The organism is Nonomuraea wenchangensis, assembly GCF_900111685.1.
Taxonomy (GTDB): domain Bacteria; phylum Actinomycetota; class Actinomycetes; order Streptosporangiales; family Streptosporangiaceae; genus Nonomuraea; species Nonomuraea wenchangensis.
In genome coordinates, this window is sequence record NZ_FOHX01000002.1 from 322,534 (window position 1) to 348,756 (window position 26,223).

The window sequence follows — 26,223 nt, forward strand, 5'->3', positions numbered from 1 at the left end:
AACCGGCCCCCGGTCGCGGCGAAGCCGCCCGGTCAGACCACGGTCAGGGCGATGCCGTCGCGCCGGGTCGAGGACAGCCGGTACGCCGCCACGAGCGACGCCCACGCCAGGGCGAGCGCGATGGCGAGGGCGAAGGCGACATTGGCCACCCTGGAGCCCTGCACCACGAAGATCGAGATCCAGCCTGCCACGAAGAGCGCGCCGGTCACCATGCTGAGGGCGGCCCAGCCGCGACGGCCGGCCGCCGCGAACCGCCGGCCGAACACGAAACACGCGGCGATCAGCGCGAGAAAGGCGACCCCGGAGACGAGGAAGTGCAGCATCCCCTGCGTGCTCATGCTCGTGGGCGGGCCGACGGGCGTCCCCGGCGGGAAGCCGTCGGCGGGGTCGGCGGAGAAGCAGGCGGCGGCGATCATCCCGGCGCCGAAGACGCCGACCAGCCGCGGCCCCCATGTGCCGTCCCAGCCCGCCGGACCGCGAGCCCGGTGCAGGCCGACGGCTCCCGCCACGAACAGCAGGCCGCTGACCGCGAAGTTGGCGATCTGGATCCACCCTTGGTCGCCGTTGCTCAGCATGCTGGCCGGGTAGCGGCTGATGTCGAACCCGTCCCTGGTGAGTATCTGCAGCAGGACCGCGATGATGTAGAGGGGGCCGGCGACGACGCCGCACATCAGCAGCCTCCGTGTCGTGCCGCCGGCCGCTGTGGCGGTGAGGTTCTTCCTCATCGGTCTGCTCCTTTGGTGCCCGCTGGGGGGCGGTGATCCGGTCGGCGAGGTGCGTCCCTCCGGGGACGGCGTCTCGTCAGGCGGGTGGTGGCGCTCGCGCCGGGCACGTGCGAGTTCGGCGCCCAGCGCGTCCAGGCGCCGGCTCCAGAACTGGCGAAGATGTTCCAGCAGGATGCCGACCTCCTTGGGGTGCCTACAGCGCCGCCGAGCACGTCGTACGCGTGCGCGGGCCCATAATTTCAGTATCGGCTTATATAAGTCAATGCTGATGAAGTGGACGTGCTCCGCGGCGGGACTTGCGGCAAGGCCCGGGTCATGCCGCAGACTGCCGGACCGGAAGTCGTACAACACAGGGGGGCAGTACATGTTCGACGTGGTCATCGCCGGTGGCGGGCCCACCGGCCTGATGCTGGCGGCCGAGCTGCGGCTGCACGGCGCGCAGGTGCTCGTGCTGGAGAAGGACGCCGAGCCGGCCCCGTACGCCAAGGCTCAGGGCCTGCACGTGCGCAGCATCGAGGTGATGGACCAGCGCGGCCTGCTGGAGCGTTTCCTCGCGCACGGCCGGCGGCACCCGCTGCGCGCCTCCCTCGCGGGGGCCGACCGGCCCGCGCCCGCCGGGCTGGACACCGCGCACGGCTACCTCCTCGCCATCCCGCAGACCGTCACCGAGCGACTGCTGGCCGAGCACGCCGCCGGGCTGGGCGCGGAGATCAGGCGGGGCGCCGAGCTGACCGGCCTCAGCCAGGACGAGCACGGCGTGACCGCCGAACTGAGCGACGGCACGCGGCTGCGCTCCCGCTACCTCGCGGGCTGCGACGGCGGGCGCAGCACGGTGCGCAAGCTGCTCGGCGTCGGCTTTCCCGGCGAGCCGAGCAGACTGGACACACTGCTCGGCGAGATGAGGGCGGACGAGGATCCCGAGGCGATCGCCGCCGCCGTCGCGCGGATCCGCGAGACCCAGCCGCGCTTCGGACTGCTGCCGCTGGGCGACGGGATGTACCGGGTGATCGTGCCCGCCCTGGGCGTGGCCGAGGACCGTGCCGTGCCGCCGACGCTGGAGGAGTTCCGGCAGGGGCTCAGGGCGGTCGCGGGCACGGACTTCGGCGTGCGGGCGCCTCGCTGGCTGTCCCGCTTCGGCGACGCCGCCCGACTGGCCGAACGCTACCGCGACGGCCGGGTGCTCCTGGCAGGCGACGCGGCCCACATCCATCCGCCGGCCGGCGGGCAAGGGCTCAACCTCGGCATTCAGGACGCGTTCAACCTCGGGTGGAAACTGGCCGCCGAGGTCGCGGGCTGGGCGCCCGGCGAGCTGCTGGGCACCTACGAAGCCGAACGCCGCCCGGTGGCCGCCGCCGTGCTGGACGACACGCGGGTGCGCATGCACCTGATGTCCGCCGAGCCGGGACCCCGGTCGGTGGGGCGGCTGCTGGCACGGCTGATGGAGTTCGACGAGGTGACCACGTACCTCATCGAGCAGGTCACCGCCATCGGTGTCCGCTACGACCTCGGCGGTGGTTCCGAGCTGGTGGGGCGGCGGTTGAGGGACGTCCGGCTGAAGCGCGGCCGCCTCTACGAGCTGACGCGCTCCGGCCGTGGCCTCCTGCTCGACCGGACCGGCCGGCTCTCGGCCGAGGGCTGGGCGGACCGCGTGGACCACGTCGTCGATCCCGGCGCCGAGCTGGACGTCCCCGCCGTGCTGCTGCGCCCCGACGGCCACGTGGCGTGGGCCGGCGAGGACCAGGCGGAGCTGGCCGGCGTGCTGCCACGCTGGTTCGGCGCTCCCTCCAGGTGACCGGGATCACCGGTCATGGACGGCGCGCCGCCCGTTCCAGGCGCTCATGCTCCCTGAGTACGGCGGAGGCGAGGCGGTGGTCGCGGATGACCTCCGCGTAGCGGCGGCCGCTGCTCTTGACCGTACGGCGCTGGGTGGCGTAGTCGACGTGGACGAGGCCGAAGCGCTTGTCGTAGCCGTAGGCCCATTCGAAGTTGTCCAGCAGCGACCAGGCGTAGTAACCGGCGAGCGGGGCGCCCCGGCGGGCGGCGCGGGCGCAGGCGGCCAGGTGGTCCTCCAGGTAGCGGATGCGTTCCGGGTCGGCGACGCCGGTGGGGCCGACGGTGTCGGGATAGGCGGAGCCGTTCTCGGTGACGAGGATCCGGCGGGCGCCGTACTCGGTGGTCAGGCGCATGATCAGGCTCTCCAGGCCACCGGCGTCGACCTCCCAGTCCATGCCGGTGCGGGGCGCGCCCGGCCTCGGGACCTGGCGGGCGAAGGGGGGCGGGCCGCCGGGGTCGTCGGCGACCGTCATGGGGAAGTAGTAGTTCAGGCCCAGCCAGTCCAGCGGCTGCGCGATCGTGGCCAGGTCGCCCGGACGTTCGGGGAGGTCCACGCCGTACGTCTCACGCAGGTCGGCGGGGAAGCCCCGGCCGTGCACAGGGTCGAGCCACCAGCGGTTGGTGTGGCCGTCCATGCGGCGGGCGGCGGCCAGGTCGGCGTCGGAGCCGGTGGCGGGTCCGACGGTGGAGAGGTTGTTGACGATGCCGATCTGCGCGCCGGGCGCGGCGGCGCGCACCGCCTGGGTGGCGAGGCCGTGGCCCAGCAACAGGTGGTAGGAGGCGCGGACGGCGGCGGTGATGTCGGTGACGCCGGGAGCCATCCTGCCTTCGAGGTGGCCGATCCAGGCCGAGCAGAGCGGCTCGTTGAGCGTGGCCCACTGCCGCACCCGGTCGCCGAGTGCGTCCGCGACGACCGCCGCGTAGGCGGCGAAGTGCTCGGCGGTCTCGCGCACGGGCCAGCCGCCGCGGTCCTGGAGGGTCTGCGGCAGGTCCCAGTGGTAGATGGTGGCGTTCGGGGTGATGCCGGCGTCCAGCAGGGCGTCGACGAGGCGGGAGTAGAAGTCGAGGCCCCGCCGGTTGACGGCGCCGTCGCCGCCGGGGACGATCCGCGGCCAGGCGAGCGAGAACCGGTAGGAGGTGACGCCGAGCTCCTTCATCAGGGCGAGATCCTCGGGCCAGCGGTGATAGTGGTCGCAGGCGACGTCGCCGGTGTCGCCGTTGTCGATCGTGCCGGGGGTGTGGGAGAAGGTGTCCCAGATCGACGGGGATCGGCCGTCCTCCGCCACGGCTCCCTCGATCTGGTAGGCCGAGGTGGCCACGCCCCAGGCGAAGTCCCGGGGCAGGGCGGCGAGGTCGATGGGGTGGGTCACAGAGGTCCTTCCGAGAGGCGGCGCGGGCGTCACTTGACGGCTCCGGCGGTGAGGCCGGCGACGAGGTAACGCTGCAGGAGCAGGAATCCGGCGACGATCGGCACGCTGACGGTCAGTGACGCGGCCATGACCTGGTTCCAGTAGACGTCGTTCTGCGTGGCGTAGCCCTGCAGGCCGACGGAGAGCGTGCGGGTGGTGTCGTCGGTCATGATCGAGGCGAACAGCACCTCTCCCCAGGCGGTCATGAAGGCGTAGACGGCGACGGCGACGATGCCGGGGATCGCGGCGGGGATGACGATGCGGAACAGCGTGGCGACGGGCCCGCAGCCGTCGACGGCCGCGGCTTCGTCCAGGGCCCGCGGGATCGAGGCGAAGTATCCGATCAGCATCCAGATCGAGAACGGCAGGGAGAAGGTCAGGTAGGTGAGGATGAGGCCGCCGCGCGAGCCGTACAGGGCGATTCCGGTCGCGTTGCCGATGTTGACGTAGATCAGGAACAGCGGCAGCAGGAACAGGATGCCCGGGAACATCTGGGTGGACAGCACGGTGACGGTGAAGACCCGCTTGCCGGGGAAGTCGTAGCGGCTGACCGCGTACGCCGCGAAGATGGCGATGATCACCGAGAGGACGGTCGCGACCCCCGCCACGACGACGGAGTTCGCGAAGTAGCGGGCGAGCGGGACCGTGTCCCAGATGTCGAAGTACGGCCTGATCGTCAGGCCGCTGGGCAGCCAGCGGAAGCGGCCCGAGACGTCCTGCAGCGGCTTGAGCGAGCTGCTGACCATGACGAACACCGGCACGAGCACGAACCCGGACAGCAGGGTCAGGAACACGGCCCGTGCCCACAGGAAGGACCGCGGAGGCGCGGTCGGCGCGCTAGACATCGGCGGTCTTCCTTCCGCGCGAGGTGACCAGGAGGTACCCGGCCGTCACCACGAGGAGGAACAGGAGCAGCAGGACCGACATGGCCGATCCGGTGCCGAAGTTCCAGGTGACGAACGAGGACTGGTAGATGTGGATGGAGATCAGGTTCGCGGGCGCCGGCGCGGAGTCGCCGAACAGGATGTACGGCGTGTTGAAGTCGTTGAACGTCCACAGGAACAGCACCAGGACGAGGACCCGGTTGATCGGGTGCAGGGACGGCATGGTGATCTTGCGGATCTGCTGCCAGATGCCGGCTCCGTCGATCGCGGCGGCCTCGTACAGCTCCTTGGGGATGTTCTGCAGAGCCGCCATGACGATGAGGAACGCGAACGGCCAGGTCTTCCAGATGGCCACGACGGCGAGCGCGACGAAGCTGTTGTCGCCCAGCAGCCAGAAGGGGCGCTCGTCGAGCAGGCCGAGCTGGTCGACGAGGACGTGGTTGACCATGCCGTTGTCCCGCTGGAACATGAACGCCCAGGTGATGGCCGCGGCGTAGACGGGCAGCGCGTACGGGGTGAGGAAGACGGCCCGCAGCAGGCCGCGGCCTCGGAAGTTCTCCTGCATGAAGATCGCGGCGGCGGTCCCGAGGAGCCAGCACATGCCGACCGCCAGGACGCTGAAGACGCAGGTGACGAAGAAGGAGTTGAGCAGGTCCTGGCCCACGGGGGCGTCGAGGTCGACCGAGACGCGGTAGTTCTCCAGTCCGCGCCAGGGCGCGGCGCTCCAGTCCCGGATGTAGAACTGGGTGAGCTCCTTGAAGCTCGCCAGGATGCCGGTGAGCATCGGCACCAGGTGCACGAGGAGCTCCAGCAGCGCGGCGGGGAGCAGCAGCAGGTAGGGCAGGCTGGCCCGGCGCAGGCGCGGGCTCCGGCGGCGTGTCCGCCGGCTGCCTGCCCCGCCGGGCCGCGCGGTGCGGCGGCCCGGCAGGGTCGGATCCTGGGTGGCGGTGGCCATGTCGCGACGGCTCACTTCGTCGGCATCTGCTGCTGAGCCTTGGTCAGGCGCTCCTTGACCAGCTCGGTGGTGATCTCACGCCCTTGGGCCGCGTCGGCGAACAGCTCCTTGACGGCGGTGCCGACCGCGGTCTCGAACTGCGACTCCTCCGGAACTCTCGGGAGCGCGGCGGCGCTCGTGGCGAGCGTGTCGCGCAGGACGGCGAGGTCGGGGGTGTTGAAGGCCGCGTCCTGCTGGGCGGTCTTGACCGGCGGGATGGAGCCGTAGGTCTTGTTGAGGATCTTCTGCTCCTCGTCGCCGGTCATGAACTTCACGAACTGCAGGGCGCCGTCAAGGTTGTCGCTGTTCTTGAAGACGGCCAGGTTGATGCCGGCGACCATGGAGTTGATGTTCTGGCCGGTGCCGGGGGCGCCGGAGGGCACGGGGACCGGGGCGACGCCCCATTCCTCCGGCTTCATGCCGTGGGACTCGAGGGTGGTGGCGGCGGTCTGCCAGAGGATCATGGCGGTGTCGCCCTTGGCGAAGTCCTGCAGTGACTGGTTCTGGGCGTATTCCGCGTTGCCCGGGGCGACGATCTTGTCGGTGGCCATGAAGTCGATGTACTGCTTCACGGCGGCGACGGCGCCGTCGGAGGTGAATGCAGGCTTGCCCGAGGCGTCGAAGAAGTCGGCGCCGTGCTGCTTGGCGAGGACGAAGACCTGGTGGATGTTGTTGGACAGGTTCGAGCCCTCGACCCCGAGGCCCCACTTGCCGCCGGTGGAGAGCTTCTTGCCGGCGGCGACCAGCTCGTCCCAGGTGGCCGGCGGCTTGTCGATGCCCGCGTCCGCGAACGCCTTCTTGTGGTAGTAGAGCGCGTACGCCATGGAGTACAGCGGGACCGCGGCCGGGTCCTGTCCCTCCGCGCCGGCCGAGGCGAGGGCGGAGTCCACGAAGCGGTCCTTGCCGCCGATCTTGCCGAAGGCGGCCGCGTCCCAGGGCAGCAGGGCGCCGGTGGCCTGGAGGGAGGTGGACCAGGTGTTGCCGATGTTGAGCACGTCGGGCCCCCGGCCGGACGTGGTGGCGGCCAGGATGCGGTTGAGCAGGTCGGCCCAGGGGACGACCTCCAGCTCGACCTTGATCCCGGTCTGCTGCTCGAACTTCTTCAGCTCGGGCGTGAGGATCTCCTTGTCCGCCTCGATGCTGGGGCCCTGGTTGGACGCCCAGTAGGTCAGTGTCTTCGGAGTCCCCTTGCCGGTCTCGCCGGCGCCGGTGCTCCCGCTGCCGCAGGCGGCGAGGGTGCCGAGAGCGAGGACGGCTGCTGCGACTCGTAATTTCTGCATGACGGGTCGTCCCTTCGAGGGAGTCCTGGGATGGGGGGTGCTGTCTGGGACGATCTCCTGCGGAGAAGTACCTTCACACCTTAATTCAGGGCTTGAGTTAATACCTGAGAGATGCGGCCGTCAAGGGCGCGAACCGGTAGATTGCCCCCAGAGAGGAGCCGCATGGCCAAGCCCAGTAGGCAGACCGTCCGCGACCTGCGGAGAAACAGTCGTGGAGCGGTACTGCAACAGTTGTATTTCAACGGCCCGATGAGCCGTCAGGCGCTGGGCACGGCCACCGGGCTGAGCTCGGGTTCGATCAGCACCATCGTGGCCGAGCTGGCGGGCGAAGGGCTGGTGGAGGATGCCGGCACGGTCGACTCCGACGGCGGGCGCCCCCGGAACCTGCTGCGCGTCCGTCCCGGCTGCGCCTGCCTGATCGGCGTCGACGTCGGGGAGACGCGGGTGCGGGTCGAACTGTTCGACCTCGGCCTCACCGAACTCGCCCGCTACGAGCGTCCCCTGGAGGGCAGAGGCCACGACGTGGCATCTGTCGTCCGGCACATCGCCGACGGCGTGGCCGCCGTCGTCGCCCGCGCGGACGTTCCTGACGAGCTGCTTCTCGGCGTCGGCGTCGGCGTGCCCGGCATCGTGGAGCGCGGCTCCGGCGACGGCGCGGTGGTGCACGGGCAGACCATCGGCTGGGACGCGGTCCCCCTGGAGTCCCTGCTGCGCACGTCGGTCGCCCTTCCGCCCGGAGCCCGGCTCTTCATCGAGAACGGCGCCAAGACGCTCGGCCGGGCCGAGATGTGGTTCGGCGGCGGGCAGGGCGCCAGCGACGCGGCCATCGTCCTGTTCGGGTCCGGAGTGGGCGCGTGCGTCGTCACCGGTGGCACGATCATGGGAGGGACCCACAGCAGCGCGGCCGAATGGGGACACACCGTGGTCCAGGTGCGCGGCCGGCGCTGCCGCTGCGGCTCGCGGGGCTGCCTGGAGGCGTACGCCGGGGCCGAGGCGCTGATCCAGCGCTGGCGCGAGGCCGGTGGGGCGCTCCCCCCGGACGCCGACGAGGAGTCGGCGGTCACCGCGATGATCGCCGCCGCCTTTCCCCAGGACGGCGCCGCCCCTGACCCCGTGGCGGTGGCGGTCCTCGACGAGACCGCCGAGTACCTGGGCGCCGGCCTGGCCAACCTGATCAACCTCTACAACCCCGAGCGCATCCTGCTCGGCGGCTGGGCCGGGCTGCAGCTCGCCCCTTACATGCTGGATGCCGTGCGAGGCCACGCGACCGCCTACGCGCTGCGCCACCCGGCCGGGCAGGTCGTGATCGAGCCGGGACGGCTCGGACCCGACGCCGTCACGGTCGGCGCCGCGACACTGCCGCTGGCCGAGTTCTTCGCCCGCGGCGGACGCCGGGACGCCCCCGTGGCCGAGGCCGACCTGGTGCCCGAGCGGACGGGGTGGCGCGCGGTGGCGGGCGCCCAGGTCTGAGCCCCGGCCGGTGCGGTTCCCCGCACCGGCCGGGCCCGCCGTCAGGGGTAGGAGACGACCGTGGACGGGATGGTGTCGGTGCCGTACGCCGGGGCGCCGGTGTCGTTGATGACGTGGTTGTAGCGGCCCTTCCCGCCGAGGGAGACCACCAGGAGGCTGTGGAAGCGCACCCCGGGCTTCACGGGAGCCTCGAAGCCGTGGTCCACCTCGATCGTCGGATCGCTGGTGAAGACGCAGTAACTGCCCATGCCCCAGCCCTCGTGGACGTTGACCGAGTCGTCGACCTTGTAGGCGGCCCAGCCCTTGACGGAGCCGTTCATGAACGCGGCCTGGTTCGGCGGGTCGTAGGCCAGCTCGTTCTGGAAGAAGATCGTCCGGCCGCGCTCGCCGGACCACTGCACGTTGTACTTCTGGAAGTGCTCGACGAACAGGCCCGTGGCCAGCACGTCGTCGCCGTGGACCCGCAGGCCGTAGTCGGCGGTGTTGACGTTCCAGCCGACGCCGTCGCCGTGGTCGGCGCGCCAGATCCAGGTGTGGTCGATGATCGTGTCATCGCTGTGCACCACCAGGCCGGCGGTCGCCTTCCCGGCGAACTGGCCGCCGACGCGGACGAACACGTCCTGCAGCGAGACCGGGTTGGCCGAGTGGTCGGTGTGCACGCCCTGCCTGCCGATCTCGATCAGGGTCGGCGAGTTGACCGGACCGGCGTCGATGAGGAAGCCGGCGAGCTTCACCCCGTCCACGTCCGCGACCCTCATCGCCGTGATCCCGCCTTGCGGGACCAGCGTCGCCAGGCCGAGGCCCATGACGATGGTGTTCGCCCGGTTCACCTCGATCGTCTGGTCGAGCTGGTAGATGCCTGGTGTGAACAGCAGGTGCAGACCTTGGGCGAGCGCCCGGTTCAAGGTCGCGGCCGTGACGCCGGGCCTCGCGACGTAGAAGGCGGCGAGCGGGACGGACGTGCCCGGGGTGGGGCCGTTCGCCCAGCTGATGCCGCGCGCGTCGGTGCGCTTGCCCGGCACGAACACCCGGTAGCCGTCGCCGTCGAGGTAGAGGTACGGCTTCTCCCTGCTGACCGGGGTGGTGTCCAGGGTCGTGTAGCGCGGCTCCGGGAAGCTGTTGGCGGGTGCTCCCTGGACGCCGGAGAAGGTCATGTTCCACACGCTGTTGACCCAGCCGCCGATGGTGCTGTCGCGGGTGTACCACTGCTGCTGGGAGTACGGCCCCACCTGGCCGTCGATCTTGCTGTCGGCGATGTAACCGCCGGACGCCCACCCGTACCCGGACGGCGCCAGGTTGAGCGCGCCCTTGATGTGCATCCGCCGGAACGGCGCCGCCTGGGAGACCGCCCACCTGTTGGTCCCGTCGTAGGGGGCGACGGACAGGTTCTCGGTGGAGCGCCAGAAGTTCTGGGTGGCGTTGCCGTTGAACCAGCCCGCGTCGACGCTCACGCCCTTGACGGTGACGTCGTCGGGGTTACGGCCCAGGCCATGGACCGAGGTGTAGAAACCCGTGTTGACGTTGACGTCGTAGCTGCCGGGCCTGAACATCAGCGCGTAGCGGCCGAGACCGAACTGCGCGGCCTCCTGCTGCTGGTAGATCTGGTCGATCTGCGCCTGGATCGTGGCCGCCGGCATGGACGGGTCGAAAACCTTCACGTTCGGGCCCAGGTCGCCGCCGCCGGGCAGGTCCTCCCCTCCGCCGTCGCCTTTGACTCGCACGGCGACCTCCCACAGCGAGTAGCCGTAGCCGGTGCCTCGGGCCGTCCCGTGGACGCGTACGTACCGGCCGGAGCCGGTCACCTGGTAAGAAGCGGTCCCTCCGGTGCCTCCGGTCACCGTCTTCAGCGTGGTCCAGTTCGTGCCGTCGGCCGAGGACTGGATCGTGAAGTCCCTGCCGTAGGCGGCCTCCCAGCTCAGGCCGACCTCGCAGATCTCCCGCACCGAACCGAGATCGACCCGCAGCCACTGCGGGTCGGCGGCGGCGCTGGACCAGCGGGTCGCGGTGTCGCCGTCGAAGGCGTTCTTGGCCGGGGTGCCGGCGTTCTCCGTCGAGGACGCGGTGGCGGGCCGGTTCAGGGCCGCGTTGCCCGCGCCGCACTCACCGCCGCTGCCGCCGCCGGACGTGGTGCCGTAGACCTTGAACTCCCACAGCGAGTAGCCGTAGCCGGTGGCGCGGGCGGTGCCGAGCATCCGGACGTAGCGGCCGTCGCCCGTCACGTCCAGGGAGTCGACGCCGCCGTCGCCGCCGGTCACGGTCTTCAGGTCGGTCCAGGTCGTCCCGTCCTGCGAGGTCTGGATCCGGTAGCCGGTGGCGTAGGCCGCCTCCCAGTTCAGCACGACCTTGCTGAGGTGGGCCGAGGCGCCCAGGTCCACCCTGAGCCATTGCGGGTCGGCGCCGGCGACGCTGGACCAGCGGGTGCCGTCGTCGCCGTCCACCGCCAGGGCCGGCGCGGTGCCGGCGTGCTCGACGGAGGAGGCGGTCGCGGTCTTGCCCTGGGAGAGCAGGGGGTCCTCGGCGTACGCGGGGGCGGTGATCAGGGGCACGGCGAGGAGGCCGGCCAGGACCGCGATCGCGGCCTTTGTCGGTCTGAGTTGCATGGCATCCGCTTTCAGGTGGAGGGGTTCGCTAGCGGTAGACGCCGAACTCCCAGAGGGAGTAGCCGTAGGTCGTGCCGCGTTCGGTCAGGTTGAGCCGGACGTACCGGGCGGAGGTGTTCAGGTCGATGCCGTCGAACCCGCCGTCCCCGGTGGTGGTGGCGTGCACGGTGGTCCAGTCGGTGCCGTTGACGGAGGTCTGGAGCTGGTACGCCTTGGCGTAGGCGCCCTCCCAGCCGAGCTGGACGTGCTTGATCGGGGTGAGCGCGCCGAGGTCGACCCGGATCCACTGCGGATCGGCCCACTCGCTGGCCCACCGCGAGCTGAAGCTGCCGTCAGTGGCACGGTCCGGGGTGAACGGGCCGCCGTCGCCGCTCGCCTGGTACGACGAGGCCGTGGTCGGCTTGCCCCGGGCCACGTTGGTGCCGTCGACGACCGGCGGCACCACCCGGAACGAACGCTGCTCGATGCCGGCGTTGCCGTGCCCGTCGAAGGCGTAGACGTAGACCTTCCAGACGCCGAGCTGCTCGGGCGCGGTCACGGTGAGCCGGCCCGGGGCGGTCTGCGTGAAGCGGGCGTGCCGGAAGCCGCGGTTGCCGGTGATGTGCTTGTCGCTGAGCATCACGTGGTAGCGGATCAGGTCCCCGTCGGGATCGGTGGTCTGGGTGTCGACGGTGAACGTGCCGCCGGCGGGGACCGCGGTCTGCGAACCGACCGTCATCGAGGTGATGCGCGGCGAGGTGTTGCCGGTCGGCCCGCCGGTGTAGGCCTGCTGGAGGGCGTGGAAGCCGTGGCGGCGCCAGCCGCCCGGGGTGATGTTCAGCCAGACGCCGCCGAAGTCGTTCTCCAGGCCGTAGTGGAACATGGTCGCGCCGAGCGCCACCCCGGTGTGGCCGCTGATGGCGTTCCAGCTGGCTGCGTACATCTGGCCCTTCTCCAGATCGGTCGGCTCGTCGGGGACGCCGTTGACGTCGTTCGGGACCTCCCATTCGCCGTCCGGCCCGGCCTCCGTGACGATGTACGGCTTGCCGTATCCGCCGGCGATCCAGTCGTTCCTCACGGTGTGGACGGCCCCGTAGGAGTTGACGGCGAGCAGGTCGAGCGCGGGCGAGTGGGCCTTGTAGTAGGTCCAGGCGTGCGTGTAGGCGTCGGTCGAGGTGACAGGGTGGTTGGGGTCCGCGGCATGGACGGCCACGGCGACCTCGTTGACGAACTTCGCGTACGCCACCCGCCGCTGCTCCACCACGTCGGCCGGCAGCCCGTGGTCCTGCATGGTGAGGATGACCTCGTTGCCGACGTCCCACATCAGCACGCCCTGGCGGTTCTTCAGCGCGTTGACCCGGGCCACGATCTCGTTCTTCACGGTGGTCTTGTAGGCCGTGTCGTTGACGTAGTCGGCGCCCTGGTTCAGCCAGTGCCCGACGATCACCTTGATCCCGTTCCTGGCAGCGGCGTCGAGCAGAGCCGGCGTGCCGGCGTCGTCCACACCCCAGGTGCGGATGGTGTTGACGCCCATCGCCTTCAGGTCCCGCATGTAGCCGTCGGCCGCGGCCTGCGGCGGACCGTAGGTCAAGCCCTTTATCAAGTACGGCTGGCCGTTGACCGACAGTTGCCAGTTGCCGTTGCCGCCGGTCACTCTGACGACGCTCGGCCCGGCGGGGACCGGTCCGTCGGCCATCGGGGTCGGCGTGGCGCCCGACCGGCGGGCGACCGACACCCAGTCGGCGCTCAGCGCGCCGCCCGAGGCGGTCTCCGGCGACGGCGTGGTGACTCCGGCGACGGCGTTCGGCAGCGAGCCGCCGATGGCCAGGTCCAGACGGAGGTAGAAGCCGTGATGAACGGCCGCCTGCCAGGCGGCGACGCCGACCTGGCTCTGCCGCACGACCCAGGTCTGCCTGCCGTCGAGATAGAAGCGGATCTCCTCATCGCTCAGCGTGCGGTCGATGACCTGCGAGAACTCGTGGTAGGCGGTCGCGCAGCCACCACAGGTGGCGAAGCCGCTGGTCCGCCCGTTGTACTCGTTGCAGACGCCGTCGGGCGCGGTGCCGCAGTGCAGCGTGTTGGAGAACTCGTCAGCCCCGTTGACGGCCGTCATGATGTCGCTCTCGCCGACGCCCGGCCAGTTGGTGTAGATGCCCCGGTAGGCGGCGCCGGTGGCGCGGAAGCCGGGCCAGTAGCCGAGGGCCTTCGCGACGTCGGGCAGCTTCAGCCGGGCGCTGAAGCGGACCATCTCGCCGGGCCTGGCCTCGAAGTCGGTGCGCTGCGTCTCGACACGGCCGGAGGTCCAGTTGCCGTCGCGATCCTTGACGGCCTTGATGCTCAAGTGGCCGTCGCCGTCGAGGCTGACGTTGGCGGTGGAGTCGCTCATCGTCTCCACCTCGCCGGTGCCCCAGTTCGCGGCCCCGCCGGGATAGGAGGTGCCGGTGCGCCTGATCCAGTTGGCGGCCGACGGCGAGGTGCCGGCCGGGCCGGTGAAGTCCTCGCGCCACACCTCGGTCCAGTCGCCCGGCTCCTCGGGCTGGTCGCCGGTGTTGATCTGGAGTTCCCAGAGGGAGTAGCCGTAGCCGGTGCCGCGCTGGGTGCCGAGCATTCGGACATAGCGGCCGGTGCCGGACACTTCGAGGGCGTCGGTGCCGCCGTCGCCGCCGGTGACGGATTTCAGGTCGGTCCACGCTGAACCGTCGGGCGAGGACTGGATCTTGTAGGCGGCGCCGTAGGCGGCCTCCCAGATGAGCGTGACCTTGCAGATGGTCCGGCTGGAGCCGAGGTCGACCTGGATCCACTGCGGGTCGGAGGCCGCGCTGGACCAGCGGGTGCCGCTGTCGCCGTCCACGGCGGCGCCGGCCGCGTAGGCGGCGCCCTCGGTCGAGGAGGCGGTGGCGGGCCTGCCCTGGGCGGCGTTGGCGGTGGCGCAGCCGGAGGTCTGGCCGCCTTCGCCGTACACCTGGAACTCCCAGAGGGAGTAGCCGTAGCCGGTGCCGCGCTGGGTCCCGAGCATCCGGACATAGCGGGCGGTGCCCGTCACGGTGTGCGCGTCGGTGCCACCGTCACCGTCGGTGATCGTCTTCAGGTCGGTCCAGGAGCTGCCGTCGGCGGAACCCTGCAGCTTGTAACCGCGGCCGTAGGCGGCTTCCCAGGTGAGGACGATCCTGCTCAGCACGGCCGGGGCGCCCAGGTCCACCTGGAGCCATTGGGCGTCGCTGAAGGCGCTTGACCAGCGGGTGCCGGCGTTGCCGTCCACGGCCATGGCGGCGGAGGTGTCGGCGCCTTCGGCGGAGGACGCGGTGGCGGCCTTACCCTGCGACAGCAGGACCTCGGCCATGGCGGCGGCAGCCGCCGGGGCCACGGCGGCGGCCGATGGGGTCGGGGCCACGGCGGCCGCTGGGGCCAGGGCGGCGCCGGGCGCCGCTACGGCCGGTGCGGCAGCGGCCGCTGGAGCCAGGGCGGCGCCGGGCGCCGCTACGGCCGGTGCGGCAGCGGCCGATGGGGCCAGGCCGGCGGCGGTCGCCGCTACGGCCGATGCCGCCGCGGGGGCCGGTGCGGCCATGACGGCGGCGGGGGCAGCCAAGGCGGATACGGGGGCCGGTGCGGCCATAGCGGATACGGGGGCGGCCAGGGCGGGGGCGGCCAGGGCGGGGGTCGCCAGGGCGGGGCCGAGCCCGGCCAGGCCCGCCACCAGGGCGACGACCAGGCCGAACCGGAACCGGCCGGGATGTCGGACGGGAAACACGTTCACTCTCTCCTAGGGGGTGGGCAGTGCCGAGGGGAAGGAGGAGAGCGCTCTCCGTGCCGTGACACTGCATCCTGACGCGCCCCCCGTCAAGGCCCAAAACATCGCTGGGCCGAAATGCGCAGGTCACCGACGCGTAATCGGGAAGTGCGATTTCTCGCCGTCTTGACAAGCCGCCGGTCCGGCGTTCACCCTCACAGGAGAGCGCTCTCCCACGCCTCCGCCCCCCGAGGAGAGACCATGTCCGTGTTCCGAAGAAAGACCGCCCTCGCGTCAGCCGCCGCCATCGTCTCCGCGGTGGCGGCCACCAGCCTGGCCTTCGTCCTGCCCGCCGCCGCCGACACGGTGCTGTCCCTGGGCAGAGCCGCCTCGGCGTCATCGTCGGAAGGCGGCGCGTACGCGGCCGGCGCCGCCTTCGACGGCGACCTCACCACCCGCTGGTCGAGCGCCTGGACCGACCCGCAGTGGATCCAGGTCGACCTGGGCGCCCCGGCGACCATCAGCAAGGTCGTGCTGTCATGGGAAGCCGCCTACGCGCGCGACTACAAGGTCCAGTCCTCCCCCGACGGCAACTCGTGGACGGACCTGAAGACCGTGACCGGCGGTGACGGCGGCACCGACACCTGGAGCGTCAGCGGCACCGGCCGCTACGTACGCATGTACGGCACCGCCCGCGCCACCGGCTACGGCTACTCGCTGCTGGAGTTCGAGGTGCACGGCACCGGAGGCGCCGGAACCACGCCCCGGCCCAAGCCGACCTTCACCGACGAGGTCACCCACCACGAGTTCCAGGCCAACTGCTCGCTGACCGCCAACCGGCCCGACGACCCGATCGTCTACCCCGGACTGCCCGGCGCGTCGCACATGCACACCTTCGTCGGCAACACCACCACCAACGCCCACAGCACGTCCTCCTCGCTGCTGGGCGGCAACACCTCCTGCACCAACCACCACGACAAGTCCGCCTACTGGTTCCCCAGCTTCTACAAGGGCAACCAGCTCATCGAGCCCGTAGGCAACCAGGTGATCTACTACAAGTCCGGCATCCTGGAGTACTGGCGGGTGCAGCCCTTCCCGCAGGGCCTGCGCTTCGTCGTCGGCAGCCCGACCTCCACCCAGGAGGAGTTCCGCACCCACCCGGGCGCGGTCGAGGGCTTCGAGTGCGGCGACCTGTCCAAGAGCTGGGACATCCCGCAGTACTGCGTGCCCGGCAGCCAGGTCAACGTGCGCTTCCAGGCTCCCAGCTGCTGGAACGGCGTCAACCTCGACAGCGCCGACCACAAGAGCCACATGGCCTACCCCGTCGGCGGCTACTGCCCGTCGAGCCACCCGGTCGCGGTGCCCATGCTGGAATTCAAGATCGCTTTCCCGGCGAGCGGTGACCTGTCGCAGGCGCGCCTGGCCAGCGGGCGCGGCTACACCTGGCACTACGACTTCTTCAACGCCTGGGACGACCCGCGCATCCTCGACGCGCTGGTCACCCACTGCATCAACGGCGGGCTGCAGTGCAACCCGCGCGGCTACGACCTCTACAAGCCGCACCGGGGAGCAGCGCTCACCGAGGACTTCGAACTGCCTTGATGTCCTCCGCGGAAACACCTGGCCCGCCCGCCCGCCCCGGCCACCGGAGCGGGCGGACGGCACCACGCGCGACCGACAAGCGCACGTCGACGGCACCACGCGCGACCGACGAGCACTTGTCATCGGCACCACGCGCGACCGACAAGCACTTGTCATCGGCACCACGCGCGACCGACGAGCGCTTGTCGTGGGCACCGCGCGCGGCTGACAAGCGCACGTCGTCGGCTCGGACCGCGCCGGCGGCGCTGGTGCTGCTCGCGCTGGCGGCGGTGCTGATGGGCGGCTGCCTCGCCCGCGGCGACTCCGAGTCCGCGGCACGGCACGCGCACCACGTACCGGCACCCACGAAAGCGGACGGCCCGCGAATCGCGCACCCCGTCACGAGCGGGAGCGTCAACCCCACCGATGTCGCCTGGCTGCAGCTCATGATCCCGATGGACGAGCGAGTCCTGCCGCTGCTCGACCTCGGCGCCTCCCGGGGCCACGCACCTGCCGTGGGGCAGCTGGCCGGTCGGCTGCGCGCCGCGCACGTCGCCGAACTCGCCCGCCTGCGCGCCGCCCTCAACGTCACCGCCCTCCACACCACCGATCTGCCCGCCACCGATCTGCCCGCCACCGGCCTGCCCGCCACCGGCCTGCCCGCCGACAACCCGCACGCCGGGCACGACATGCCCGGGATGATCACCGCCGCCGAACTCGCCCGCCTGCGCACTGCCGAAGGCCCGGCCTTCGACACGCTCTTCAACGGCCATCTCCGTGCCCACCTGCGCCAGTCGCGGTCCGTGACCCGCTCGGAACAGATCTCAGGCGCCGATCCCGGCATCAAGGCGCTGGCCGCCGCCATCGAACGCACCCGTACGACCCAGCTCTCCGCCCTCGCGGCGGTAGAGCGCTCTCCCTCCTGAAAGGACACGCGTGTGATCCCGGACGACCTCGACCGCCTGGTGGACAAGCTGGACCTGGAGAGCAAGGTACGGCTGCTCACCGGAGCGACCGTGTGGCGCACGCCCGCCGAGCCCGCCATCGGACTGGAACCCATGGTGACCTCCGACGGCCCCGCCGGCGTACGCGGGGAAGGATGGGACGAGCGCCGGACCTCCCTGTCACTCCCCTCCGCCACCGCGCTCGCGGCCACCTGGGACGAGAGCCTGGCCCAGTCGATGGGCGAACTGCTGGCCGTCGAGGCACGGCGCAAGGGAGTGCACGTCGTCCTGGCCCCCACCCTGAACCTGCACCGTTCCCCCCTGGCCGGACGACACTTCGAGTGCTACTCCGAGGATCCGCTGCTGACCGGCCGCATCGGCGCGGCGGTGATCCGCGGCATCCAGTCGCGCGGGGTCGCGGCCACGGCCAAGCACTATGTGGCCAACGACTCCGAGACCGACCGGCTCACCCTCGATGCCCGCGTCGACGAGCGCACCCTGCGCGAGGTGTACCTGGCGCCCTTCGAAGCAGCCGTCCAGGCGGGGGTCTGGGTGGTGATGTCGGCGTACAACGGGGTCAACGGCGTCACCATGTCCGAGAACGAGCTGCTGGCCGAGCCGCTGAAGGGCGAGTGGGGGTTCGACGGGGTGGTGGTGTCGGACTGGGGAGCGGTGCGGTCGGCCGTCGCCTCCGCGCGTGCCGCCCAGGACCTGGTCATGCCGGGCCCCGACGGGCCGTGGGGCGAAGCGCTGGTGGCGGCCGTCCGCGCCGGTAAGGTTCCGGAGCCGATGATCGACGACAAGGTGCGCCGCCTGCTCCGGCTGGCCGCCCGCGTCGGCGCGCTGCCCGGCTCCCCCGCGCCCTCCGCCTCTGCCGGGGACCTCACCACCCCCTCCACCCTGAGCCCCTCCGCCGGGGACCTCACCACCCCCTCCGCCCTGAGCCCCTCCGCCGGCAGTCCCACCACCGGGAGCGTCGATGATCGTCCGGATCGCGCTCTCCTGCGCCGTACGGTCGCCGCTTCGACCGTACTGCTGCGCAACGAGGGCGGCCTCCTCCCCCTCGTCCCAGCCCGACTGGCCCGCGTCGCCGTCATCGGGCCGCACGCCGCCAGGCCCCGTATCCAGGGCGGCGGGAGCGCGGGCGTCTACCCTGAATCCCTCGTCACTCCGCTCGCCGGCCTGCGCACCGCGCTGAACGGCCACGCCGAGGTGCACCACGCCACCGGCGTCGCCCTTGGCGGCTTGCCCGCCTCGCTCGACGTCGCCAACGCCCGGAATCCGCGTACCGGCGAGCCCGGGCTCCTGGTCCGCCTCCTCGACGCCGCGGGCGCCGAGATTCACGCCGAGCATCGCCTCACCGGCCGTCTTCCCGAACCGGAAGGACCGATCCACCGGGCCGCCGCCGTCGAGGTCAGAGCCCTCGTGCTGCCGGACCGCGCGGGCCCATGGGACGTGGCCGCCGCCGGATGGGGCCGCTTGGAGCTGACCGTGGACGGCCGCGTCATGATCGACGAGACGGTCCCCCGGCACACCGATGACCCCGCCACCGTGCACCTGGCTCCGCCGTACCGTACGGAACGCGTCACCTTCGAAGCGGGCCGCCAGGTCGAGATCGTCATGCGCCGCGAGCTCGTCCCCGGCGGCGGGCGGGCCTGCGTGCTGGCCGCCGCCCCGGCTCCCGCGGACGCGGCGGCCGAGCTGGCCGCCGCGGTCGAGCTGGCCGGCTCATGCGAGGTGGCCATCGTCGTGGTGGGCACCACCGAGCAGGCCGAGAGCGAAGGCGTCGACCGGGAGACGCTCGCGCTGCCCGAGGGCCAGGACGAGCTGGTACGCGCCGTCGCCGCGGCCAACCCCGCGACTGTCGTGGTGGTCAACTCCGGCGGTCCCGTGGCGATGCCGTGGCGGAAGGAGGCGGCGGCCATCCTGGTGAGCTGGTTCCCGGGTGAGGAGGGCGGCAACGGCCTGGCGGACGTGCTGCTCGGCCGGGCCGAGCCGGGCGGGCGGCTGCCCACCACCTGGGCGGACCGGGCCCTGGCTCCGACCGTGCCGGAGCAGGGCGTGCTCGAGTACGCCGAAGGCCCGCACCTCGGCTACCGGGGCTGGCTGCGGGAGCAGGACTCGCCCGCGTACTGGTTCGGGCACGGTCTGGGCTACACGACCTGGGCGTACGAGGGGTTGTGGGCACCGGAGCGGGTCGCGCCCGATCGGCCGGTGCGGGTGCGCGTCACGCTGCGCAACACCGGCCGGCGGGCGGGCCGCGAGGTGGTCCAGGTGTACCTGGCCAGGCCGCAGGATCACGAGCGGCCGGTTCGGTGGCTGGCGGGGTTCGCCGCCGTGACGGCCGGTCCCGGCGAGCGGGTGGAGGCGGTCGTGGAGGTGCCGGCCAGGGCCTTCCAGCACTGGGCGGGCGCCTGGCGTACAGCCGAGGGCGAGGTGTCGGTGCTCGCCGGGCGCTCGGCCGCCGATCTCCCGTTGGAGGCGGTCATAACGGTCTCATACAGCTAGGAGAGCGCTCTCCAACCCGCATGTTATAAAGAGCGGGTGAAACAAGGGGGCTCTCCTACGCTGGAAGACGTGGCACGGGTAGCCGGCGTCTCCCGCGCCACCGTCTCCCGGGTGATCAACGGCATCCGCAACGTCGATCCTGACATCCAGGCGACGGTGCTCCAGGCGATCGCCACCATCGGCTACGTCCCCAACCGCGCCGCCCGTTCCCTCGTCACCAGGCGCACCGGCGCGGTCGCCCTGGTGCTGTCCGGGGCGGGGGGCGACGAGGACCCGTCACCCAGCCCCATCCTCACCGACCCGTTCTTCGGCCGCGTCGTCGCCGGGATCATCAGTTTTCTGCGGCCGCGCGGCATCCACCCGGTGCTGATGTTCGCCGACACCGAACAGAGCCGCGCGGAGGTCGTGTCGTACCTGCGGCAGGGCGATGCCGACGGCGCGCTGCTGGTTTCCACGCACGCGGCCGACCCGCTGCCGGTGGAGCTGGTCGAGGCGGAGGTGCCCGCGGTGCTGTTCGCCCGGCCGACGGGCAGTGTCCCGATCAGCTACGTCGACCTCGACCACCGGGCCGGCGCCGCCCTGGCCGCCGACCGGCTCGTGGAGCTGGGGCGCCGCCGCGTCGCCAGCGTCTGCGGCCCGCTCGACGTGCCCGCCGCCCAGGCACGCCTGGCGGGATTCCAGGACGCGATGGCCAGGCACGGACATGCCTACGTCCCCTACAGCGAGGGCGGTTTCACCTACGACAGCGGCGAAAGGGCCATGGAACGGCTCCTGGCCGAACGACCCGACCTCGACGGCGTGTTCGTCGCCAACGACCTGATGGCCCAAGGCGCGCTGCACGCGTTGCGCCACCACGGACGCTCCGTCCCCGAGGACGTGGCGGTGATCGGCTTCGACGACAGCAGCGCCGCGACCGCCTGCCGCCCACCCCTCACGACCATCCGGCACCCGGTCGAGGACATGGCCGCCGAGATGGCGCGCCTCCTGCTCGACCACATCGACGAGCCGGGCCGTACGCCCAGGTCCGTCATCTTCGAGCCCGCCTTGATCGTCCGCGCCTCCGGCTGACAGCAGATGGGTGGTGTCCGCGGCCCTGCGGTTCGGCCAGGAAGCTCAGACGGGCCCGGGAAACGCATCTCGCCGAAGAGCTGACAGTCGGATCAAGCATCCGGCCCCGTATTCGCCGACTGCTCGCGGCGAGGCGGGGCCGCTGCTCTTCCGCAGCAGTCCGAGCCATGCACTGGGGCTGCGGATGATCGTTCCCGAAGCCCTCGTCAATACGCAGAATTCGGTGGAGATAGCGACGTATCAAATTGTGCGTTCGGCGGATCGTCCCTCGTGAAGCGTACTCCGGCAGGACCACGTAGCGGATAGCTCCGGAATGGCCCGCCTTCCCGCAGGGGGTGCTTGTGTCCGAACAGCGCACCACGTACGAACTCATCGAGGCAGTGGTCGCCAGGCTCAAGCCCGACGAGGTGGAGCTCCTGCCCGACCTTTGGGCCGCCTATGTCGACCATCCCGACCCTGAGCACGCGGGGGAACGGCTTCTCGGCTCGGGAATTCTGGCCGAGGTCGCCGGCTGGGCGCCGATCGTTGTCTCCTTCGTCGGCGGAGCCGTACTGGAGGCGCTCAAAGAGGAAATCACGGAGCGTACCCGCGGCGTGTTCGGGTGGAGAGCCAGGCGCAAGGCCAAGCGGCAAGCCCTCACTGAACCGCTCACGCTGAACGACGAGCAGCGCCGCATGATCCGTGCGGCCATACTGTCTCGCGCCCGTGCGATCAAAATGTCACCTGAGCGGGCACAGCTCCTCAGCGACGCGGTCGCCGGGGAGCTCCAGCGCGAAAGCGAGTCTCAGGGACCGTGAGCGCACCCCCCGACCCATTTGCCCTGCCCCCGCCCAGCACCTCCCGGCTGCGGTTGCTGTTCCTCACCGTAGGGGCGGGCGCGTTTTTCGCCGGCTACTGGTTCCTGGTGCTTGCGCGGGACAACTGGGGCGCAGCGAATCGGGCGTGCGCTCAGCTGCCCGAAGTGGCCGACTTCCTCGACTGCTCGACCAGGATCCTCGTACTGCAGGCGTTGGTTCCACTCGCCGGTCCCGCTCTTGTGGCGATGCTGGTGCTGCTGGCCCAGGTGGCCGCGCCGTCCGTGATCACCCTCCGGTACGGCGCGAAGCGGCTCGAACCGTGGCCCGTCGCCTTCCAGCAGACTGTCGAGGCCGCGGACTTGCGCAGTCCGCCCGTGCTCATGCTCAGCGATCGGGGCATGCTGCCCTGGATGTTCACGTACGGTAGACGCCCGCACCATCGCATCATGCTCGCCCGCTCCATCCGCTCCTACGCCAAGACCGACCCTTCCCTGGTCACCGCGACGCTTGCCCACGAACTCGGTCACCTGCGCAATCGGGACGTGGACCGTACCTACCTCGGCTTGTTCGCTGTCACCGGCTTCGCGCTGCTGGCGGCCGTGCCGATGGTATGGTCTGCCACCACCACGCTCGACCTGGCCCCCGCGCTCGCCGTCGCCTGGCGTACGGCGGTGATTTGCCTGCTGGTCACAACGACCTTCACGGCCGTGATCAGGACCCGCGAGCACGACGCGGACCTGCGCGCAGGCCAGTTCAGGCGCGAGGACATCCTCGGCCTGCTGTCCACGGGCCGCCAGGAACAGCGCCGGCTGCTGCGGCTCCACCCGCGGCTCGACGAGCGGCTCAAGGCGCTGCGCGATCCCGGGAGGCTGCTGCGCCCCTCGATCGCCGAGGCTGTGACGGCGGGGATCGCCGCCGGTGTCATCGTCACCGAATTAGGCGTGATCCTGCACACTGTCCTCCCCGTGCCTCCCTTGGTCGCGTACTGGGCCGCCGGCTTCGTGGTCGCCATGCCGGTCACGGGGGTCGCCGGGCTCGGCGTGTGGCGGGGCGCCCTTGTCCGGCCATTCGCCGTAGGGCGGGCGCTCGCGGCAGGCTTCGCGTTCGGGGCCGGGCTGCTGGTGGGGGCGGTCCTGGCGCCCAGGACGAGCGTGCAGTGGAGCCGGTGGCTTGCCGGCGCGCCCGACCAGGCAGCTGTCATCGGCCCTGGTCAAATCCCGCCCGGTACGGCGATCTGGATGGCGGCCGCGATTCTCCTCCTGACCACGGCGGTCTTCGGCTGGTTGGCGCTGGCTGCCATTGCCTGGCTCCCACGGTCGGGGCCCCGCGCGTGGCGGTACGCGGCCCCCTTCACCGCGGTGCTTTTCGGGGTGGTCATGGGCATGTGGTTCGTCGCGGCGCGGCTGGCGGCGTCCGAACGATGGAGCCCGCAGAGCGTCGCCGCCCTAGTGATCACTCCTCAAGTCGCAGTCGTGCTCTCGGCGCTCACTGTGATCGCCCTGTTGGCTCTGTGGCCGCTCGCCCGCAGGGCGCCCTTCTATGCGGTGGCGGCCACGGTGATCGCCGCGGCTCTGCTGCCGTCGTACCTGGCTCTGTCCTCCAACCCCATCCAGGTGACGGCCACCGTCCGGCAAGCGGCCCTGCCTGATTCCACCCAGGCCGGAGCGATCTGCCTCGGCCTGTACATCTCCGGCGTCGGTGTCTACGGCAACCCCGGCGATCATGGCGCGAGGCAACGGCTCGGCCGGCTGCTCCGCGCCGCTGATGACACGCTCCTGAACGAGATCGGCGAGATGTTCCTGCGCAGCGCGAGCACCGGGTCGCAGGACCTGGCGGCCTTGGCCTGGACCGCCTTCGTCAGGCGCTGCGACCACCTGAACCGCTACCACGACAAAGCCGTGTCCGATCTCCCACCCCCGTTTCCCACTGAAGGTTGGTGAACCAGATGCCACTCGGTCGGCTGCTCCTCGTCGCCAGCATGACTCTCGCCCTCCTCACCGGCACCGCCCAGGCCAGCACGCTCCCGCCGCTGAGCCGTGGCCTCCTCACCACCGCCGATCTGCCGAAGGGCTATTACGCCTGGACCGCCGAATACCAGGCATACAGCGCCAGCAGCAACCCCGCCTGCTCGAAGACCATGGACGAGCTGGAGTTCAGCACACCCAGGTTCCGCGGCGTCGAATACGCCCGAGCCGTCTTCGCCAAGGGTGATCTCGGTCCTTGGGTCCTGGAGAACCTGCGCCGGTATCCCAATGAGGCCACGGCCGACCACGACTTCACCCGCATCCTCAACGTCCTGAGCGGCTGCTCCTCCTTCAGCCAGACCTACACAGGCCGGGATCCTGCGGTCATCACGGTGACGCTCACGCCCATTCGTATGACCAAGGTCGGCTCGCGGAGCAAGGCCATCTGGGTCACCGCCAAGTCCAACGGCACGTGGACGTACGGTGAGATCCTGATACTGGCCAGGGTCCGGGGAACCTTCATGATCCTTTCCCAGCTCGGCTTCAAGAAGCCCTCGTCGAACGCCGCCCAGGCGATCGCGGACCGGGCCGGAGCCAAGATGCGCAAGGTGGCCGGCTGACAGCGGACGAGACCCATCCAGAGCCAGCCGGCCGGCTCCGATCCGTTCGAGCTCGAACAGCGCCGCGACGGACAGCACCGATTCCGCCGGACGCCTCGGCAGCGCCAGCGGCACATGCTCGTTCCGCTCCGGCTCGACCGTCGGCGGTCGACGCCATCCTCGGCGGGCGGTGAACGGCGTGACCTCGGGCACTTCGTACGCGAAGGTCTGACAGGATGCCATGTTCGCCGCGCCGCGGGTCATAGGGCGCTTGGCCGGGCTTGAGTGCCAACCCCACCTGACAGACTTGCCGCAGGCCGCTCCACTTCCGTTCGCCGCGGCCATCGGCCGGGTGAGCAGCCTTCCCGGGGCGCACGGTGACGGTGGCGACGGTGGCGGCCACCTGATCGCGCCGCGACCACGACCAGGAGGCGACTCCCCCATCGGCGATGCGCGCCTCCTGCGGCACTCCACGATCGAAACGCGGCGAACATGACGGTCAGGGACCCAGCCGACAGCGCTGACAGAGGGCTGACCAGGGTGTCTCGCCGAACTCGCGGTTGCGGCGTTGCTCATCCGGTGGTGGCGCCCAGGTCGTGGACGGTCTGGGCGAAGGCGCGGACAAGGTCGTTCTCGGTCTCGGTCTGCCACACCGGGGCGTACGTCAGGGGCGGCATGTCGGGGATGGGCAGCCAGCGGAGGTGGGGCATCGACCAATACCGGGTGACATGGGCGGGAAAGGTGTGGACGATCTCGCCGGTGCCGACGAGATCGATCAGTTCGTCGGCGTCGGTGATCAAGGCGATGCGTTCGATCGTCTGCCCGCGCGGGGTGTGGGAGGGCAGGTAGCTGTCCTGCCAGTAGTCCGGCATGTCGGTTGCGATGGCGTGCTGGAAGTCACCGAGCGCCTCCAGCGGGATCGAGGACCGTCCGGCCGGTTCGTGGGCGCCGGAGACGGCGAGCACCCGGCGGTCGGTGAGCAGCGACGGGCCTACGGTCAGGTCGGGTTCTTCCACGGGCAGCCAGGCGATCAGGACGTCCATCTCCCCGTCGCGGAGAGCGGCGAACGGATCGATGAAGGGGGCGCGGCGTAGCTGAAGTTCCCATTGCGGGTGCCGCGCGCGGAATGCCTGCCAGTACGGGTGGAAGTCGTGGACGTTGAAGGGCAGCATGCCCACGCGCAGGCGCGCCGTGATGCCTCGAGAGGCCATCCGGGCGCGTTCAAGGCTTTGCTGCAGCCCCGAGTAGACCGGTCGTAGGTCGTCGCGCAACTGCCGTCCGACTGGGGTCAGGCGGACCTGGCGGCGGTTGGAGCGGTCGAACAACGGGCTGCCGATACGGCGTTCCTGCTGGCTGATGGCCTGGCTGACCCTGGCCTGGGACACGTGGAGCCGGGTGGCGGTCCGGCCGAAGTGCAACTCCTCGGCCAGAGTCAGGAAGATCTCGATATCCCGAATCTCCACTTAATCCTCATTTACCTCATAAGTCCCACGTTATCGAATCATACGAAATCTCGCGTTGATGCCGCCGCGCGACCGCTCCAAGGTAGGAGACGTCCGAAACCGCACACGAGGGTGGTGCCGGAGCTGACCCCCGAAGGAGAAGGCCGTGAGCGCGACGCTCGACATGACGACGATGTACGCGATGCATGACGCGCTGCGTCGCGCGGCTGAGTACCTGGCCAGGGTCACCGCTCGGGTCGACGGCGCCCCCGCGCGGTCCTGCGCACCGCGGCCGGCTGGGACCTGCTCAAGACAGCCCTGCACCGCCATCGACCAGGTCATCGAGGCGATCGGCGCGGCACTGGCCCACCCCGAGATCGGCATGGACCGGTTTACCGGCCTCACCGGCCACCTCCGGC

At 71.0% G+C, this 26,223-nt stretch carries 17 protein-coding genes; 9 read left to right on the forward strand and 8 right to left on the reverse strand.

The window, feature by feature from the left end:
- Positions 1–32 precede the first annotated feature (32 nt).
- On the reverse strand, positions 33–725 hold the full coding sequence (locus BMW85_RS05555) for a DUF998 domain-containing protein (RefSeq protein ID WP_091077734.1): 693 nt from the start codon (positions 723–725) through the stop codon (positions 33–35).
- 364 nt (positions 726–1,089) lie between these two features.
- Between BMW85_RS05555 and rox the strand changes: the two genes are divergently transcribed.
- Positions 1,090–2,517: a rifampin monooxygenase gene (gene rox / locus BMW85_RS05560; RefSeq protein ID WP_091077737.1), complete on the forward strand. Its 1,428-nt coding sequence runs from the start codon at positions 1,090–1,092 to the stop codon at positions 2,515–2,517.
- Between the two features lie 13 nt (positions 2,518–2,530).
- Here rox and BMW85_RS05565 read toward each other — a convergent pair whose 3' ends face one another.
- The 4 genes from BMW85_RS05565 to BMW85_RS05580 are packed head-to-tail and all read right to left on the reverse strand — an operon-like array spanning position 2,531 to position 7,125.
- Complete coding sequence (locus BMW85_RS05565) at positions 2,531–3,928, reverse strand: GH1 family beta-glucosidase (protein WP_091077739.1); 1,398 nt, start codon at positions 3,926–3,928, stop codon at positions 2,531–2,533.
- Positions 3,929–3,957: 29 nt separating this feature from the next.
- On the reverse strand, positions 3,958–4,812 hold the full coding sequence (locus BMW85_RS05570) for a carbohydrate ABC transporter permease (RefSeq protein ID WP_091077742.1): 855 nt from the start codon (positions 4,810–4,812) through the stop codon (positions 3,958–3,960).
- A complete protein-coding gene (locus tag BMW85_RS05575; RefSeq protein ID WP_245774643.1) occupies positions 4,805–5,821 on the reverse strand; it encodes a carbohydrate ABC transporter permease in 1,017 nt (338 codons plus the stop codon). The genes BMW85_RS05570 and BMW85_RS05575 overlap by 8 nt, the downstream gene beginning before the upstream one ends.
- Entirely contained in the window at positions 5,818–7,125 is a 1,308-nt protein-coding gene (locus tag BMW85_RS05580; RefSeq protein ID WP_091077746.1) for an ABC transporter substrate-binding protein, read from the reverse strand. The genes BMW85_RS05575 and BMW85_RS05580 overlap by 4 nt, the downstream gene beginning before the upstream one ends.
- A gap of 249 nt (positions 7,126–7,374) precedes the next feature.
- Between BMW85_RS05580 and BMW85_RS05585 the strand changes: the two genes are divergently transcribed.
- A complete protein-coding gene (locus tag BMW85_RS05585) occupies positions 7,375–8,595 on the forward strand; it encodes an ROK family protein (protein ID WP_245774644.1) in 1,221 nt (406 codons plus the stop codon).
- Between the two features lie 41 nt (positions 8,596–8,636).
- Here BMW85_RS05585 and BMW85_RS05590 read toward each other — a convergent pair whose 3' ends face one another.
- Entirely contained in the window at positions 8,637–11,195 is a 2,559-nt protein-coding gene (locus BMW85_RS05590; protein ID WP_091077750.1) for a discoidin domain-containing protein, read from the reverse strand.
- Positions 11,196–11,223: 28 nt separating this feature from the next.
- Entirely contained in the window at positions 11,224–14,922 is a 3,699-nt protein-coding gene (locus tag BMW85_RS51810) for a discoidin domain-containing protein (RefSeq protein WP_281249548.1), read from the reverse strand.
- Positions 14,923–15,162: 240 nt separating this feature from the next.
- Between BMW85_RS51810 and BMW85_RS05600 the strand changes: the two genes are divergently transcribed.
- The 7 genes from BMW85_RS05600 (at position 15,163) to BMW85_RS05630 (ending at position 24,383) form a co-directional block, all read left to right on the forward strand.
- Entirely contained in the window at positions 15,163–16,503 is a 1,341-nt protein-coding gene (locus BMW85_RS05600) for a DUF1996 domain-containing protein (RefSeq protein WP_091077753.1), read from the forward strand.
- A gap of 182 nt (positions 16,504–16,685) precedes the next feature.
- The gene (locus tag BMW85_RS05605) at positions 16,686–17,408 is read left to right on the forward strand and encodes a DUF305 domain-containing protein (protein WP_177240503.1); all 723 of its coding nucleotides are present in this window, start codon (positions 16,686–16,688) and stop codon (positions 17,406–17,408) included.
- A 12-nt stretch (positions 17,409–17,420) separates the two neighbouring features.
- The gene (locus tag BMW85_RS05610) at positions 17,421–19,934 is read left to right on the forward strand and encodes a glycoside hydrolase family 3 C-terminal domain-containing protein (RefSeq protein ID WP_091077757.1); all 2,514 of its coding nucleotides are present in this window, start codon (positions 17,421–17,423) and stop codon (positions 19,932–19,934) included.
- Between the two features lie 36 nt (positions 19,935–19,970).
- Positions 19,971–21,002: a LacI family DNA-binding transcriptional regulator gene (locus BMW85_RS05615; protein WP_091077760.1), complete on the forward strand. Its 1,032-nt coding sequence runs from the start codon at positions 19,971–19,973 to the stop codon at positions 21,000–21,002.
- Between the two features lie 341 nt (positions 21,003–21,343).
- Positions 21,344–21,799 (forward strand): hypothetical protein, encoded by a 456-nt coding sequence (locus BMW85_RS05620; protein WP_143082099.1) that lies wholly within the window; start codon positions 21,344–21,346, stop codon positions 21,797–21,799.
- The gene (locus tag BMW85_RS05625; protein ID WP_091077764.1) at positions 21,796–23,739 is read left to right on the forward strand and encodes a M48 family metalloprotease; all 1,944 of its coding nucleotides are present in this window, start codon (positions 21,796–21,798) and stop codon (positions 23,737–23,739) included. Before BMW85_RS05620 ends, BMW85_RS05625 begins: the two co-directional genes overlap by 4 nt.
- A gap of 5 nt (positions 23,740–23,744) precedes the next feature.
- On the forward strand, positions 23,745–24,383 hold the full coding sequence (locus BMW85_RS05630; protein WP_143082100.1) for a hypothetical protein: 639 nt from the start codon (positions 23,745–23,747) through the stop codon (positions 24,381–24,383).
- A 551-nt stretch (positions 24,384–24,934) separates the two neighbouring features.
- Here the strand turns inward: BMW85_RS05630 and BMW85_RS05635 are convergent.
- Entirely contained in the window at positions 24,935–25,825 is an 891-nt protein-coding gene (locus BMW85_RS05635; RefSeq protein ID WP_091077768.1) for a LysR family transcriptional regulator, read from the reverse strand.
- Positions 25,826–26,223: the final 398 nt, after the last annotated feature.

Excerpts from the sequence above, each read along its gene's own strand:
- BMW85_RS05555 (WP_091077734.1), bottom strand. The coding sequence starts at position 725 with ATGAGGAAGAACCTCACCGCCACAGCGGCCGGCGGCACGACACGGAGG.
- rox (WP_091077737.1), top strand. The coding sequence starts at position 1,090 with ATGTTCGACGTGGTCATCGCCGGTGGCGGGCCCACCGGCCTGATGCTG.
- BMW85_RS05570 (WP_091077742.1), bottom strand. The coding sequence starts at position 4,812 with ATGTCTAGCGCGCCGACCGCGCCTCCGCGGTCCTTCCTGTGGGCACGG.
- BMW85_RS05580 (WP_091077746.1), bottom strand. The coding sequence starts at position 7,125 with ATGCAGAAATTACGAGTCGCAGCAGCCGTCCTCGCTCTCGGCACCCTC.
- BMW85_RS05585 (WP_245774644.1), top strand. The coding sequence starts at position 7,375 with ATGAGCCGTCAGGCGCTGGGCACGGCCACCGGGCTGAGCTCGGGTTCG.
- BMW85_RS05590 (WP_091077750.1), bottom strand. The coding sequence starts at position 11,195 with ATGCAACTCAGACCGACAAAGGCCGCGATCGCGGTCCTGGCCGGCCTC.
- BMW85_RS05600 (WP_091077753.1), top strand. The coding sequence starts at position 15,163 with ATGTCCGTGTTCCGAAGAAAGACCGCCCTCGCGTCAGCCGCCGCCATC.
- BMW85_RS05630 (WP_143082100.1), top strand. The coding sequence starts at position 23,745 with ATGCCACTCGGTCGGCTGCTCCTCGTCGCCAGCATGACTCTCGCCCTC.